Annotated in this window: 10 protein-coding genes; 4 read left to right on the top strand and 6 right to left on the bottom strand. The window is 37.6% G+C overall.

Going from position 1 to position 16,250, the window contains the following annotated elements; genetic code table 11:
* The 3 genes from ACLJX0_RS14565 to ACLJX0_RS14575 all read left to right on the top strand — a co-directional run.
* On the top strand, positions 1-3,523 hold a 3,523-nt coding region (locus ACLJX0_RS14565; protein ID WP_410881458.1), incomplete at its 5' end, for a glycoside hydrolase family 19 protein.
* 130 nt (positions 3,524-3,653) lie between these two features.
* Entirely contained in the window at positions 3,654-4,763 is a 1,110-nt protein-coding gene (locus tag ACLJX0_RS14570; protein WP_410881460.1) for a hypothetical protein, read from the top strand.
* Between the two features lie 320 nt (positions 4,764-5,083).
* Positions 5,084-5,269, top strand: coding sequence for a transposase (locus ACLJX0_RS14575; protein WP_410881461.1), 186 nt, complete (start codon positions 5,084-5,086; stop codon positions 5,267-5,269).
* A 3-nt stretch (positions 5,270-5,272) separates the two neighbouring features.
* Here ACLJX0_RS14575 and ACLJX0_RS14580 read toward each other — a convergent pair whose 3' ends face one another.
* The 6 genes from ACLJX0_RS14580 to ACLJX0_RS14605 form a co-directional block, all read right to left on the bottom strand.
* Positions 5,273-6,022 (bottom strand): glycerophosphodiester phosphodiesterase, encoded by a 750-nt coding sequence (locus ACLJX0_RS14580; protein ID WP_410881463.1) that lies wholly within the window; start codon positions 6,020-6,022, stop codon positions 5,273-5,275.
* Positions 6,023-6,208: 186 nt separating this feature from the next.
* Positions 6,209-9,358: a S41 family peptidase gene (locus tag ACLJX0_RS14585; protein WP_410881465.1), complete on the bottom strand. Its 3,150-nt coding sequence runs from the start codon at positions 9,356-9,358 to the stop codon at positions 6,209-6,211.
* Positions 9,359-9,524: 166 nt separating this feature from the next.
* Positions 9,525-10,841: a 30S ribosomal protein S12 methylthiotransferase RimO gene (gene rimO / locus ACLJX0_RS14590; protein ID WP_410881467.1), complete on the bottom strand. Its 1,317-nt coding sequence runs from the start codon at positions 10,839-10,841 to the stop codon at positions 9,525-9,527.
* Between the two features lie 196 nt (positions 10,842-11,037).
* On the bottom strand, positions 11,038-11,889 hold the full coding sequence (locus tag ACLJX0_RS14595) for a hypothetical protein (protein ID WP_410881469.1): 852 nt from the start codon (positions 11,887-11,889) through the stop codon (positions 11,038-11,040).
* A gap of 107 nt (positions 11,890-11,996) precedes the next feature.
* Positions 11,997-13,535, bottom strand: a complete 1,539-nt coding sequence (locus ACLJX0_RS14600; protein ID WP_410881471.1) for an OmpP1/FadL family transporter — start codon at positions 13,533-13,535, stop codon at positions 11,997-11,999.
* Between the two features lie 23 nt (positions 13,536-13,558).
* Positions 13,559-14,584, bottom strand: a complete 1,026-nt coding sequence (locus ACLJX0_RS14605) for a hypothetical protein (RefSeq protein ID WP_410881473.1) — start codon at positions 14,582-14,584, stop codon at positions 13,559-13,561.
* A gap of 133 nt (positions 14,585-14,717) precedes the next feature.
* Between ACLJX0_RS14605 and proS the strand changes: the two genes are divergently transcribed.
* Positions 14,718-16,193: a proline--tRNA ligase gene (gene proS / locus ACLJX0_RS14610; protein ID WP_410881475.1), complete on the top strand. Its 1,476-nt coding sequence runs from the start codon at positions 14,718-14,720 to the stop codon at positions 16,191-16,193.
* Positions 16,194-16,250: the final 57 nt, after the last annotated feature.

The raw sequence follows: 16,250 nt of genomic DNA on the forward strand, positions 1-16,250 counted from the left end.
CAATGCCAATACCTACCAAGTAGAAGTGTTGGAAGATCATCGCCCGATTCAAGGGATAGCTCTTGTTTCTTTTCAAGTGCATGACAATGCCATACTTTCGATTTCACCTGCTGTGGAAAATGTACGCTTGGGTAGTACCCTTGTGTTTACCGCTGCCTTTCACAACCAGAAAAACGCAAAGCCTTTCTTGGTCAAATGGCGTATTCAGTCCCCTGGCAACGCTAGATTCGAAGAACATTTTATTAAAAACACGTCCATTACCTTACACTTTCCTCTAGAGGGAACCTATGTTGTCGAATGTGTATATGGGCATTTTTTGATGGTTAAAGACAAAGTACGTCAAACGATTCACGTGGTTGACAATAAAATTAACCAGCTCACCCTTAGCCCTAGCCTCTCCAAAACAGAAAGCGGGCAAACAACTTACACGGTTTACTGCCAGGATTGGGTAACGATGAATTTGGGAATGACTATTGGGTATCAACCTCCATCGGAAGCAGCCTATTTGGAAGTGAAGGAATTGGCATCTGCCCAGCAGTTTCAACACCTTATTCGCCATCTTTTTTCCAAAGAAAAATATTCTCCTGTTGCTGTTGTGCACGACAATGTGGATAGTGAAATTACCTATACCCTAACCTATAGCAAGGGACCAAAGAAGAAGCCGGGGTTTGGGTTATCCATCTCCTATGTGGATGCGCAACGCAAGGCAACGATTCAAGCGGAACTCGGCTCTCTCGTACTTGCTAGAGCTGAAGACACGCTGGAGAATCAATCCTTAGAAGGGTTAGTCTTGTATCCCGTTCACACCCAAACCGAAGGTCTTGTCTTGCGATCCAACTTGGCTACCCTGACTTTTCAGCTGGAAGAATTGGGTACGTACCACTTGAATATTACCTTAAATGGGCAAACGTATACCTATGAAATCCATTGCATAGCGGGAAAAGTCAACCGATGGGAGTTTGTCAATGTTCACGACCAACAAATCAGCAGCTTGAGTTTTAATGAGCGTTTTGCCGTTGTCGCTGACATCACGGGATATGAAAACCGATCGGCAACGATTTGCTACTGGTATGACAGTCGTAATCGGGCTCGCGATATTGTGGAGTTGCATCGCGATACGATTCACTTTGATTCTCAAGGGAAGGGCACACATCAGGTGTTTCCCTTTTCTAATTTTTGGAAGACCTTTGAACAACAAGTTCCCGAAGGCAAGGGAGAGGAATACGCTATCTTTTTTACCTTGTCTGAAGAAATTGGTTTATCCAATGTCAAAAGAGAACTATTCAAGCAACACGAAGGGCTACTAGGGCATGTTTTTCCGATGGATACGGTGAATACTTATGGGTATATTCCCAAAAAATACCGCATTGAGGCCTATTTTAACACGGCCAATCACCGTCGTTTATTTCGCCCGATCTTGTATAAAGAGCCCATTGAGGTTGAGGTCATCCGCATTTTGGGGCGTTATGATCAGCATGAAATTCTCCCTGATACTGTGAAGGTAACCCTATATGAAAACACCAATCAGCGTTTTTTAAAGTTGGTATTTAAGGACAGAGAAGCGGCTTCGTTTTTCCTTGCTTTTCCCAAGGGAGAACACGTGATTTATCACCCTTTAGACACGAGTGATCACGCGATTTACAAGGGCAATACCCACAAAAAAGACAAGGGATTGGGAAGTAATCCCCGTGTATTTTACCTGGGAATTAGCTATGAAGCCCAGACCAAAGACCCTTTATATGGCCAAACGAACTATTTCATAGAGAAAAAGAATGTAGAGGTTTTATACCCCAAGGGATACGAGCGAAACTGGGCCAATGATCACCTGTTGATGCAACCGTTTAAACCCGAAATAGAAAAAGGATTGCCTCGTACAGTGGCACAAAAAAGAGCCCAAAAAAACCTCCTGCGTTTAGCTGCCTATCTCAAAGACAATAAACGGGGCTACCTCTACCTGCATCAACTCAAACTGGTCCAAGAATTTGTGTTTAGTCAAACCTTTAAGGAACACAGTGTTCCGATTGTGGTGGAGCGTAGATCAACAACTAGACAGGAAGTTGTACCTGATTCCCATTCCGATTGTCCGAGATGCAAGGCTCCCGTAACAAGTGCCCAATTAATGCAACTCTTTCCAGGATCAGATGCGGTTGTTCTAGACGCCATCGCAAAAGCTTATACGGATTATATGGCTGTTTTTGAGATGAATACCTGTTGGAACAAAGCACATTTTTTTGCACAAGTTTTTGCAGAATCGGGAAGTCCCTTAAAAATTAGAAAAGAGAACCTAGATTATTCAGCTCTACTATTGGAAACAGGCAATGAAAGGAGAAAGGGAAAGACATGGGTAAAAGGAGATTCCGTTAATAAAGTTGGAGGTTATTACACAGATGGAAACTATCGCTCTCAACCTGTACGATTAAATAATTTTTTCCAAAATAAGGAGAATTCTAGCAAGTATGGAAGAAAAGATTTAAATGCTCCTAATGACAGCGGTATACAAGCTTCGAATCAAAAAATGATTGCCGATTTGGTTTATGGAGGAAGATTTGGAAATGATAAGAATGAACCAGGAGGTGAAGGTTGGAAATTTAGAGGACGAGGCTATATTCAAATTACGTTTAGAGCCAGTTATGAACAAGCAAATAAATATACAACCAAACTATTAGGTGTTGAGGTGTTAACAGAAGAAGGCGCCGATAAAGTAGGAACAGACCCTGAAGTGGCTATGGTGGCTAGTATGGCTTATTGGGCTTGGAGTGATAAAAAAGCAAATCACTATAGTAATTTAGAATGGGATGTCGATGAGGTGTCAAAAAAAATCGGAAATAATGTTGCCTATGCAGAAAAGAAAAAAGTTTTTCAAGAGAAAACATCGAAAGTGTTTGAAGTTGATAATTGCACTTTTACCTACTTTCCCGATTATGGAGACGGCGTTTTAGAAATGATGAAGCGCTATGTAGAAAAAGGATGGCCCTATAATCAAGAAGGATCCCGGATAGGAATAAAGTATAAGGATATTTTTGAAGCGGATTGCTCAGAAGTTGTAGCCCTGTATCTATATCATTTAGGTGTCGTTCAAGAACCCATACAACTACATACCGGCATCATGACTACGGAAAAAGATTTTCAAAAAGCCATTGGCAATACCAATATTGAACACATTGTAGGGAGCGAAAAAGAAGATTTCATTCCAGAACGAGGGGATATATTTGTGTGGCGTGGTCTTAATGAAAAAACGGGTAAAGTTCGAGGACATACAGGTATTGTATATAAATATAATCAAAAAGATGATTTAGTGATAATACTAGAAGCTATAGATCTATTAGGTAGCGGTGATGAAGACACACACTTAAAAAATGCAATAGGAATATTTGATAACAGTAAAATAAAAAAAATTAAGGAATCTAAAGTACACACAAAAAAAACAAGAGTAGCTTACTATAAACGCACAGGAGGAGCTCTTAGTGCACATGACAGTTGGTTTGGATATTTTAGACCTATTAACTACACAAAAACACTGTAATATTTTTAGTATGAAATACAACATTATATGTCTGCTTATTTGTTTTTTATTTCTGAATTGTAACAAACAAAATCAAGAAATAACAATACGAGAACAAATAGCAACACAACCAAAAAGAGATTGGCAACATATGCCTCAATATAAAGAAGAAGGAATCATTGAAGTAATGGAAGGACGCACAGAAGAAAATCAAAAATTATTAGAAGGTATTTATGAAACCAATCAAGGGATGCCTGATAATCAAGAGTTTATTGAAGAAGATTATAGAATGGAAGAGATAAACTTGATGAATCATCTCTATTATTTGGGATTAAAATCTTTTGGATTTCAATTTCCAAGTGAAGAAACTTTTGCTCAACGAATTATGGAGATTTTTAACGTAGATATCTATGCTGATTATTCAACTAATTCCAGAATAAAAAAAATTGACAACTTTCTAATACTATTACCTACGGTATACATCCAAAATAAATATGATAAAGTTCCCTTGCTATATTTTACTTATGGAAATTACATTTTCGATTTAGAACATAGATATTTCTTCAGTTTTAGTCCTGGTTATGTAGAGAGACATTTAGATGATTATAACCAAAAGTATTATATGTTTAGAGTAGATTCTTATGATCTTGCATACAATAATTATATTTTTTATACCAATCAGGCTGCACTAAATCAAGTATATGATTATTTACCTTATGAATTTGTGAAAGATATTGGCTATGAAGATTTTCCGCCAAACTATCCTGATGTTTACAAAAGAATTCAAATCAAATGTATGGAGGAATACAAAAAAATGAGTAGCCTCTCTCGCGAAGGTTGGGATTATCGCATGTATGATCGTTTGTTTTTTTCTCGTGGGTTTGATGGCAAGTTGATTGTCAAGAAGAAGATGCTAGCTGCGGCAGTAGAATTAGCCAAAGAAGACGAGGCCTATATTCGCGTGCCGTTGGACTACTATTTCATTCAAATGACAACAAAGTATATTCCCAACGAATATGCTGCAGAATACAGCGAAGTAGACAATTACTTCACCCAACGAGAACCCTACTATACTCCGGAAGAGCGTGCCATGATTTGGGTGTATACTTCTCTTTTAGAATTGCATGTTGCAAAAAAATACGCGAGTACTATCGAATATGACTTTATTATTTTAGCCCAGCAATATCCTGAATTATATGAAGTAGCCAAAGAACATAACTTCTTTGGAGAAGATATGTCAGAGGTGTTGTCGTATTTGTAAGTAGTGCATCGTGAATAGTAAAGAAGGGAAATAAGAAAATGGTAAAAAAACAACACTCTAGTTGACTAGTCAACTAGAGTGTTGTTATATCTTCTAAATCACAGAAGCTCAACCTTCTATTTCTTGACTATTTTTTCGGTTGTTTTGATTCCATACAGAAACTTCCGTGCTATTTGAAACCAACACCTGCACTTTTACCTACTTTCCCGATTATGGAGATGGCGTTTTGGAAATAATGAAGCGCTATGTAGAAAAAGGATGGCTGGACTTGCTAACTTAGTCTGGACAAAGAGTTAAGCATAAAAACTTATCTTTGACTTATGAAAAGAATTAGAAAGACTTACGATGCAGCTTTTAAGAAGCAAGCCGTTGAACTGGCTAAGGAAAGAACAAACAAATCAGAATTAGCTCGTGAACTTGGAATTCGAGCCACCTTGTCATATAAATGGTGTAAAGAGGCTCAAGAGTTTGGAGAGGATATGTCAGAGGTCTTGTCGTATTTGTAAAAACTAAATTCGCTCCGGGAAATTAGTAATAATCCCATCTACCTGTAGTTTTTTCATGCGTTCAATATCTTTAGGATCGTTAACGGTCCAAGGGAATATCTTGAGTTTTTCTTTTTTGATTAAAGCCGTATTCTCTTTATTGAGCAGTTTGTGATACGGATTAATAGCTTTCGCTTGAATTTGCAAAGCAAAGGAAATGGCATCTTCTGGTTTTTCTTCAGTCAACACTGCTAATACAAGTGAAGCATCAAGGTCACGGGCAATTTTTAATTCCTCCCATTTGAAACTGGAGAGTATAAAATCGTCATAACTCCAACCTCGCTCTAAAAAGTTGTGAATGATTCGATGGGTATCCACCGCTGTATTGTTTCCTTTCAGTTCAATATTCAATACAGCTTTACGTCCAATAACATCAATCACTTCTTCTAAGGTTGGGATTTTATATTTTCCTTCTACTAATACATCCTCTAATTCTTCAAGGGTATAGCTTTCAATAGGACCTTTGGCATTGGTAATACGATCGAGAGTATCATCGTGGAAAACCACAAGTTCTCCACTTTTTACTTTGAATACATCAATTTCAATCATATCGCAATTTAGTTCAATAGCTTTTAAAACTGACTCAACTGTGTTTTCAGTACTATGCCCCATTGCTCCTCGATGTCCAATACGCAAGACTTTGGATTCTTGTGCTAGAGTGGTGGAGGTTATAATCGTGCAAAGTAAGAATAACAAGGGTGTACTTAATTTCATAGTTTTAAATATTGATTGGTGTATAGCAAAAGTGTATCAATTCTAAAGAATAGCCATTATCACTACATTATGTTATTGTAAATAAAAAATAACTGCATGTAAAACGACGAACTTTACTATTAAAGTATTGAAAAATAACGAATAAAGAGAACTTTTCAAATAAAAAGTTCTCTTTATTCGTTATTTTTATGGTTTTAAATCCTGTAAAATTTCTTGTACTGCGCGCTCCAGTTGAGGGTCTTTTTCTTCCAGACGGTCAAGGAAGGTGTTTTTGACATAAATATCCGGTGCAACACCTGTTTTTTCTAAATTATCTCCTTCCAAGGTATACGTTCCCCAAGAAGGTAAGCGATAAAAAGAGTTATCTACGAGCGACTTTCCAGAGGTGAAAATAATCCAGCGATACGTTTCTTGACCGATGATTTTCCCCAATTTTAAGGCTTTAAAACCAGCAGCAGTCATTTCGGCATCACTGAGGGAAAATTCGTTGATGAGCAAGACAATAGGTTTTCCACTTGGGCTGAAATTGCTTTGCATCGTCAGTTTACCTTCTCTATATTTCCATTGTAGATAGGGACGTTGAGCTAAGAAATTTAATACCTTATCGTGTACATTCCCTCCCGTATTAAAACGAAGATCTAAAATTACCCCTTCTTTGTGGTGCTCTTGTTCTACCATATCCAATAAAAATTGCTCCAATTCGCTTGACCCCATGTTTTTCATGTAACTGTAGGCAATGCGGTTGTTACTCCACGTATTCACGCGTTGTTTATTTTGGTAAATCCATTCATCGTATAATAATCCTTTTTGCGTAACATAGGAGATGGGGTGTAATTTTACCGAAAAATTTTTGGATCCACGTTCAAAGGTTAATTCGATTTCTTCTTGCGTAGGCGCAAAAGTAAAATACGCATCACGGTTAGTCGCAAAGTCAACTTTTTGTTTGTTGACGTGGGTTAGTATATCTCCTTTTTGCAAATCAATATCTTTTGCAGCAGCGGGAGATTTGCGTAGAATGTGTGCTATTTCATACGGATTCGCAGCGGAAAATATGATTCCAGTTTCTACCGTGTTATATTGTAATCTGGTTTTTTCTTCCTCTCCTGTTGAGGTAAAACCCAAATGAGAAGACCCTAGTTCACCTAACATATCATTGAGTAAAATGCGCAAATCATTTCTGTTGTTCAGGTAAGGGAGGTAAGAGGAAAAGTAATCTTTAGTTGCTTTCCAGTCTAACCCATGAAAGGTCTCATCATAAAAATTTTCTTCCACACCAGCCCAAGTTTCTTCAAACATCTGATTGAACTCTTCTGCTAAATTCTTAGTGAAAGCATAGGAAATACTAATTTTTTCAGGTGTTCCTTTTTCTAAGGCAAATTTATACAGGTTGTTACCACTTAAGGCATAGAGGGTTTTGTCTCTTTGTTGAAGCAAGCTAACACTTTTATCAAATATTTTTTCGGTTTTAGCAGCCTCAAACTTTTCGTATATTTTGCGATACAAGGTATATTTACCATTCTCTTGATTGGATGAATAGTAGACATATTCTTTGTCGCCTTCTTCAAATACAGCAGGAGAATATTGATTGCCAAATTTATCACTCACTAATTCAATCCGATCCAATACATCTTGGGTATTGATTGTCACTACCGTAGATTTTTTAGATGGACCTGAGGTTTTGTTTTTGGTCTTTTTACCCTCTTTTTCTGTTTGTTCCTCTTCTTTTTTGGCTGCAAATAGTTGGTCAAATTCATCCGATTTAAAAGGGCCTGCATACCAATCTAAGGCTAGGCGATAGATACTAGCGTTTTGCATTCCCATAGGATAGGAAGGATTCAAACGATCACTGGCGAAATAGATGTATTTCCCTGAAGGAGACCATACGGGATTCGTTTCAGAAACTCCAGTATGAGTTAAGTTAATCGTTTCATTTTTGGCGATATGGTGAACAAAAATATCATCTTCAAAATTGCGTTTAGCCGTAAAAAGTACATACGCTCCATCTGGTGAAAAAGAAGGGGGAGCACTTTGGAACGCCCATATTTCATCTTTCACAATCGTTTTAGAGGCAAAGGTTTGTAAATCAAGGAGGCGAATCTCATCTCGTCCGCTCGTATAGACCGCTTGGGTGCGTGTTTTGTTCAACGTTAAGTCTCTGTTGTTACGAGTATCTTGGGTGAGTTGTGCTGCTTTTTCTTTACCAGTAGCCGCAAGTTTGAACCAATTTTGATAACCGTTATACGTCTGACTAAAAATCAACGTTTGATTGTCTTTCAACCATTTTACTTCCATCACACGTTCCTTTCCATTGGTCATTGCTTGGATAAATTTTCCCTCTACATCGGATACAAATAATATTCCTCTACTAATAAAGGCTAGTTTTTTTCCATCAGGTGAAAGGTCAAAATAGCTAATATTATCAGCTACATTGAAGGTTTGTTCTTTCGCAATAGATTTATTGGTGTTTAACGTAATAGACAAAGGACGAACTTCGTCTTGCTTGACATCATACACAAACAATTGGTAGTCTTTTTCAAACACGACCTGAGAACCATCGGCTGATACAAACGGTTTTTTGATGGATGAGGGGAATGCTGTTAAGGCTGTTTTCTTCCCATTTTTAAACGTATAGAGATTGTAATGACCGTTATTTTCATCCGAGATGAAATACACGTTTCCTTGGCGATCAACGGTTGGATTGAAATCTTTTCCGTTGTAATCGGTATATTGTTTAAAACTTTGATTGGTTGGGTGATATCCTAAAATATCAGGATTATTTTCTCCTTTGTATCGCTTGCGGGTTACTTGATTAGAACTTTCAGTGGAGTTTGTAAAAAGATATTCTCCCAAAGGTGTTTCTACTAATCCATTGGTGTTATTGAAATAGTTGGAAAATAATGGAGTAGGAGTACCCCCTTTTCGGTTGATGGAGAAAGAAGCGTAATTGTTATAGGCATTACCCGTGAAGTATAAGGTTTCACTGTCCCAGCTCCAACTCTCCATGTCATCTGCTGCTTGGTGATAGGTGAGTTGTTGAATAGGACCTCCTGTTAAGGGCATTATGAAAATATCTTTATTGCCATATTGATCCGAGCTAAAGGCTAGCCATTTACCGTCAGGTGATACGCGTGGGTTGGTTTCATTACCTGGTAGAGCGGTGATTCGTTGTGCTTCTCCACCTGCAGTGGGAACTTGCCAAAGGTCGCTATCAAAACTAAAATACGTGGTTTTTCCATCCGGACTTAAGGAAGGAGTAGAGGTAAAATGTATGTTTTGTTGACCCCAGGCCAAAGATGTTAGGGCTAAAGTTAGAAGAGAAATCGTTTGTTTACGCATAATCTATATTTTGCTTAAACTTAAAACTATTTTGTAGATCCCCCAAGTTGTTTTTTGTAGTTTACTTTTGTGATTTGCACGGTTTGTTGTGTGAATTGCTTTATTTAGACGATTTACTCATCATTTATAGCACAAAAAAACGCCACCTTTTAAGGTAGCGTTTTTATTATTTATTTTCAGGGCTTCCATACAAATCGAATTCTGTTGCTTCATCAATGGTGATATTGGCAAATTCTCCAATTTTTAGGTAGTGTTTGGTTGCGTCAATTAGCACTTCGTTGTCCACATCGGGGCTGTCAAATTCTGTACGACCAATGAAGTGATTTCCTTCTTTTCTATCAATAATACAACGGTAGGTTTGTCCAATTTTTTCTTGATTCAATTCCCATGAAATCTGTGCTTGAATTTCCATGATTTCGTTTGCTCTTGTTTGTTTTACCTCTTCAGGAACATCATCTTCAAGAGAGTAAGCATGTGTGTTTTCTTCGTGAGAATAAGCAAAACAACCTAAGCGCTCAAAACGCATTTCTTGTACCCAATTTTTTAAGATTTGGAAATCTTCTTCTGTTTCTCCTGGATATCCAACAATTAAAGTTGTACGGATAGCCATTTCTGGTACAGCTGCTCTAAACTCTTGTAATAATTTTGTTGTCTTTGCTTGTGTAGTTCCACGGCGCATTGACTTCAAGATGTTATCTGAAATATGTTGTAAGGGAATGTCAATGTAATTACAAATCTTAGGTTCACGCTTCATCAATTCCAATACATCCATTGGAAAACCTGTAGGAAAAGCATAGTGTAAGCGAATCCATTCGATTCCTTCTACTTTCGTTAGGTTCTCTAGTAATTCCGCTAAGTTTCTCTTCTTGTACAGATCTAATCCGTAATACGTTAAATCTTGAGCAATAAGAATTAATTCTTTTACACCATTTTTAGCTAAACCTTCTGCTTCTTTTACCAATTTTTCAATGGGTTGAGAAATGTGTTTTCCGCGCATGATTGGAATTGCACAAAAACTACATGGGCGATCACATCCTTCCGCAATTTTTAAATACGCATAGTTCTTCGGAGTCGTTGTTAAACGTTCACCTAACAACTCATGGCGATAGTCTGCACCTAGGGCCTTTAACAGCAAAGGAAGGTCTGTCGTACCAAAGTATTGATCGACATTTGGAATCTCTGCTTCTAAGTCAGGTCTGTATCGCTCAGATAAACATCCTGTTACAAAAACTTTATCTACAATGCCTTGTTCTTTTTTATCTACGTATTCTAAAATAGTATTAACCGATTCTGCTTTCGCATTGTTGATAAAACCACAAGTGTTAATCACAATGATATTCGCTTCATCATTTGCTGCTTCGTGTGTAACGTCTTTGCCATTAGCTTTTAACTGCCCCATTAATACTTCACTGTCGTAAATATTCTTAGAGCAACCTAGGGTTACCACGTTTATCTTGTTCTTTTTTAAAGATTTAGTTCTCATTCGTTTGAAAAAAATTGGACTGCAAAAGTACATTTTTTTTCTATATAGCGAAGAAGCTTTGTGAGAATTATATGAAGGAGGGCGGTTATCTAAAATGATTCCGTTTTAGCGAAGTAAACAACATCAGAGACTTAAGCGAATAAAAAAAGTGACTGCTCTTAAGAGTCAGTCACTTTTTAGTTCGGTTCGGATGAATTTACAATTTGAAAATTCCTCCAAATGCTATTACGGTCTCCCCAAACCAGAAATTGTGGAAAGCCTTGTCTTTCTTATTGTCTGTTGTACGAACATCATACATATCGATAAAACCTCCTTTTAACTCGGCTTGTACAAAGAAGTGTTTGAAGAATGTAACGTTTAGACCTGCTTTGGCAGAAAACCCTAATCCAGAAACGTGAAACTCATCGTAACGATCTTTTCCTAATAAAGTGGTATTTGTTTTTGGATAAATAATACCAAATCCAAGTCCCTCTGTTACGTTTACTTGAATTTTGTCTGTATTGTAAATGCGGAATAATTTTGAAATATCATCCACACGGTTTACTTCCACATTCAAATAGTTTAATCCATCGGTATGTTCGAATTTTAAAAATTCTTCCGTTAATTTTACTTGATCTGGATGTCCAGCAACTTGTTCTCCATAAGAACCTGCGCCGTAGTATTCGCCAGAATAATTTACGGTTTGATTTTGACGCATCACATATTTCATGTGATCTACCCCAATAGAGATGTTGTATTTATCCGTAATAAAGTATCCAATTCTCAAGTTTGTTTGAGGAATTGTCATACGTCCTGGATTGATGTAATCCACATGCCATCCCTTTGGCTTGTCATCTGCTTTTACATCTTTAATGGTAAAATCATAATCTTCCCCTCTAAAGCGAATGTCTGAATTCGTATAATAACCTCTGTTTCCTCCCCAATAAACATAAAATTTACCTTTATTCGAGGCAGTATAGCGCAAAGGTGTAGTTGCTGTTTCTTGTGCAAATCCTACTGTAGTTGCCAACAAGCATACACTTGCAAAAAGTTTAAAAATGGCTTTCATTAGTTTGATTTTTTAATTTCTGAATTGTGGGGCAAAAATACAATAAAAAAATCTCTTTAAGAGTTTATCCTTAAAGAGATTCATAGTATTAAAAATTCTAAATGAGATTAGAAATTGATAACATAAGAAAGAGTTACCCAATTTTCTCTCATTTTCCAAGTGGCATTTTCATATAAATTATTTATGTTCATATCTAGTACACTTGTGGCATAGGTACGTGCGCTATGAGAATATGCTAAGTCTAATCTAGAGTTTCCAAATTCATAGCCAATCCCTGCAGAGAAACTGTTTAAATCACTCATGTATTGGGTGTCTTTGTATGGACTTTCTTCGAAACGGTATCCTCCGCGAAGGCTCACTTGTTTGATGCGATATTCTGCACCAACACGTACTTCACTGGCTGTTTTCATTTCATTGCTATAGAAATTATTCGCTATATTATATACCTCATTGTTTTTAGGTTTAAAGCGATTGTTGCTATAATCTTTAATACCATAATCTACACTGATTAATCCTCTTTTATTAAAAACATAAGCTAAACTTCCAGTGTATTTAGCCGGTGTCTTTAGGTTATAACGATCGAATATATTTACTACATTAGGGTAGAGCCAAGAGGTTTCGGCAATATCTTCGCTTCTTGTTTCTATACCCTGTGTTATTTCATCGCGTAAGCTATACCAGGTTGGAGATTCATAGGCTACCCCTGCTCGTAATTCGTCTGTAATTTGTCCAATGACACCTAGATTAAAAGAGAATCCTGTTCCGTAGGTATATAGATGGTTGGAGTAGGAGATAGAGTTCACCATTCCTTCAGGTAAATCTGTAGCGTGATTAAATTCTACAGCTCTTGAAGATTGCGTGTAATCAAAAAGGTGTAAATTTAAATTCCCTCCCACATAGATACGATCACCAAGTTGGGCCGCAAAGTTTCCTGAAAATTTACTGTTATAACCGCTGGTACTTACATATTTTCCTTGGGTATAGGTATCCGTATTCGTACCAAAGTTTGCCGTATATTCTCCGTCATTCTTTCCTGTATCTAAGATAAATGACTTGTAGGCGAGGTAGGTTTGTTGACCTAAATAACCAGACATATACCCTGCATTAAGATATCCTTGATCATTATTACCTTGGACTGCTTGATGTGGAATAGGAACCCCATTTGCAATCTGATAGAAGTATTCACCTAAAGAGTTTGTTTGTCCAGTTCCCATAACGTTGTAATCGTTATAGAGGTTTTTTGTACTCTCGTAGTTCACACCAACCGTAAACTTTTTCATCGTTGCGGATGGATCATTGGAGTTAAATACAAACACAGCACCTAGTTGTCCCACATCAAGTCCTGTGTAATTTTTGGATTCGCGATTATTCATGTAATTGACCTTGTTGTTTTTATTGGCCAACGACATGCTGAAGGACGCTTGATTATACATGAAAATAGCACTTCCCGCTGGGTTAATCTTTAATGCGGATAAATCTCCTCCCACTGCACCGAAGGCTCCGCTCATTCCTTTGAAACGTGCCGTTCCATTCATGTCTGATTCAGAATATCTCGAAATATCCAATGGGTTTACTTCTTGCGCCTGTAAGGCACCTATTGCTAAAACAGATGCACTTAAAGCCAAAATGATTTTATTTATATCCATAGGGTTTGTCAAAATTTAGATTATTATCTGCTACGTGAACTACTTCCACTTCTACTGTATCCACTACTTCCACTGCTATAGCTGCTTCTTGTATTTCCGCTACTGTAGTTGCTTCGAGAGCTTCCGCTACTGCTTCTACTGTAATTACTTCTTGAGCTGTTCATGTTGTTGTAATTGCTTCTCGTATTATTGTAGTTACTAGATGAATTAGAACGGTTGTAATTGTTGGAAGAATTGTTGTAATTACTTCTCGTATTATTGTAGTTACTAGAGGAGTTCAAACGATTGTAGTTAGTATTCGATGAATTGTAATTGCTGTTTGAATTCCTTCTTGTATAATAATTGTTGTTCGTAGCGCTGTTCGTAAGATTAGAACGACTTCTGCTGTAGTTTGAAGTAGGTCTACCTACTTGGTAGGTTGGCCTTGTATTGTTCACATTGGCAGATCGGCTGTAATAACTTCTTGTATTGTTTGCGCTATAAGATGATCTTGTATTGCCATAGGATCCTCCTCTTGGGGAAGATGTGTAATATCGATGAGCATAGTATGGAGAGTAGTATCCGCCATAGTATGGAGATCCCCAATAGTAGTTGTTGTGCCACGGGCTATAATAGCCATTCCAACCCCAACCGAATCCAAAGCTCAATCCCCATCCGCCATAACCATAGCCACCATAGTAGTATGGATCGTAGAATGGGTCGTAATAACCATAGCCCCAATACGGTCTATAGTTATTGTTGTAGTAATTTACTTGGATGCTTGTTGGTTCAGTTCCCCATGAACCATAACTAACAGCCTTATTCGGTACATTATTCAATATACTGTCATTTACAGGTGAATTATAAGCATTTACATCCGTGAAATAATCCATATCTTGATTTAAAGAAGCGAAATAGTTCTCATAGTAATTACCCGAATTGTTACCTGCATAGGGGTCGGCTTGTGTACGTTGACCATAAATGCCATCTTGCGGGAAGGCGGCGTTATGATATGAGCCACAAGAAATAGCGAATCCTCCTAGAAGTAAGAAAAGGCTGATTCTTCTCATCTTTGTTGTTTTTTGAAGAATTGTAGTCATTTTCGATGGGAATTTAATTGTTGTTAAAAACAAATTTAGTTACTTTTGTCGAATTATTATAGTTAATTAAGAGTTAAACAACTTAACTGCTAATATATTAAAAATGAGCAAGAATATTACTAAGAGAAGTGAGGACTATTCGAAGTGGTACAATGAGCTTGTAGTAAAAGCTGATTTGGCCGAAAATTCGGGAGTTCGAGGATGTATGGTTATTAAGCCATATGGCTATGCTATTTGGGAGAAGATGCAAGCAGAGTTAGACAAGAAGTTCAAAGAGACAGGACATCAAAATGCGTATTTCCCCTTATTCATCCCCAAATCTTATTTTAGTAAAGAGGCTAGTCACGTGGATGGATTTGCGAAAGAGTGTGCAGTAGTAACGCATTATCGTTTAAAGACAGGAGAAGATGGCAAGACGATTGAAGTTGATCCAGAGGCTAAATTAGAAGAAGAGTTAATCGTTCGTCCCACGTCGGAGACGATTATTTGGGATACTTACAGAAAGTGGATTGAATCCTACCGTGATTTACCTATTTTAGTGAATCAATGGGCTAACGTTGTGCGTTGGGAGATGAGAACGCGTTTGTTTTTGAGAACGGCTGAGTTTTTATGGCAAGAGGGACATACAGCACATGCTACAGAACGCGAAGCGGTGGCAGAAGCAGAACAAATGTTAGACGTGTATGCTGATTTTGCAGAGAACTTTATGGCGATTCCAGTAGTAAAGGGCTTTAAGACAGAGAATGAGCGATTTGCTGGTGCAATTGAAACCTACTGTATTGAAGCATTAATGCAAGATGGTAAAGCTCTACAAGCGGGAACCTCTCACTTCTTAGGGCAAAACTTTGCCAAAGCGTTTGATGTGAAGTTTACGAGTCAAGAAGGAAAACAAGAATATGTATGGGCAACGTCATGGGGTGTAAGTACGCGCTTAATGGGAGCCTTGGTGATGACACACTCGGATGATAATGGGTTGGTTTTACCTCCAAACTTAGCGCCAATTCAGGTTGTAATTGTACCGATTCACAAAACGGATGAGCAGTTAGAGGCGATTCGCGAAGAAGTGAAGAAAGTAACTGATCGATTGAAAAAATTGAATATTTCGTTTAAGTTTGATGATCGTACGACGTTCAAGCCAGGATGGAAATTTAATGAATACGAGTTAAAAGGAGTACCGTTGCGTATTGCAATTGGACCAAAAGACTTAGAAAATGGTACATTTGAAGTAGCTCGTCGCGATACATTCACCAAAGAGATTGTAGCGAAAGACGATATTGTGACTTATGTACAGGATATGTTAGAGGAGATTCAAGCGAATTTATTCAACAAAGCGAAGGAATACAGAGATTCGCATATTACTGAGGCGAATTCATTTGAGGAGTTCAAAGATTTATTGGAAAATAAAGGAGGCTTTGTTTCTGCGCATTGGGATGGTACAATTGAGACGGAAGAGAAGATTAAAGATCTTACGAAAGCTACAATTCGCTGTATTCCAATGGATAGAAAAGAAGAGGCTGGGGTTTGTGTATTAACAGGAGCGCCTTCTAAGGGAAGAGTGTTGTTTGCAAAAGCCTATTAGAAATAAAAATTTTTGTTTTTTCTCTTGCGGGTTTAAAAATATATTGTACTTTTGCAT

The organism is Myroides sp. DW712 (genome assembly GCF_046557355.1).
GTDB lineage: Bacteria > Bacteroidota > Bacteroidia > Flavobacteriales > Flavobacteriaceae > Flavobacterium.

What these genes read in the sequence shown, in the direction of transcription:
- ACLJX0_RS14570 (WP_410881460.1), top strand. Translation starts at nt 3,654, where the DNA reads ATGCCTCAATATAAAGAAGAAGGAATCATTGAAGTAATGGAAGGACGC.
- ACLJX0_RS14575 (WP_410881461.1), top strand. Translation starts at nt 5,084, where the DNA reads ATGAAAAGAATTAGAAAGACTTACGATGCAGCTTTTAAGAAGCAAGCC.
- rimO (WP_410881467.1), bottom strand. Translation starts at nt 10,841, where the DNA reads ATGAGAACTAAATCTTTAAAAAAGAACAAGATAAACGTGGTAACCCTA.
- ACLJX0_RS14585 (WP_410881465.1), bottom strand. Translation starts at nt 9,358, where the DNA reads ATGCGTAAACAAACGATTTCTCTTCTAACTTTAGCCCTAACATCTTTG.
- ACLJX0_RS14580 (WP_410881463.1), bottom strand. Translation starts at nt 6,022, where the DNA reads ATGAAATTAAGTACACCCTTGTTATTCTTACTTTGCACGATTATAACC.
- ACLJX0_RS14600 (WP_410881471.1), bottom strand. Translation starts at nt 13,535, where the DNA reads ATGGATATAAATAAAATCATTTTGGCTTTAAGTGCATCTGTTTTAGCA.
- ACLJX0_RS14605 (WP_410881473.1), bottom strand. Translation starts at nt 14,584, where the DNA reads ATGAGAAGAATCAGCCTTTTCTTACTTCTAGGAGGATTCGCTATTTCT.
- proS (WP_410881475.1), top strand. Translation starts at nt 14,718, where the DNA reads ATGAGCAAGAATATTACTAAGAGAAGTGAGGACTATTCGAAGTGGTAC.
- ACLJX0_RS14595 (WP_410881469.1), bottom strand. Translation starts at nt 11,889, where the DNA reads ATGAAAGCCATTTTTAAACTTTTTGCAAGTGTATGCTTGTTGGCAACT.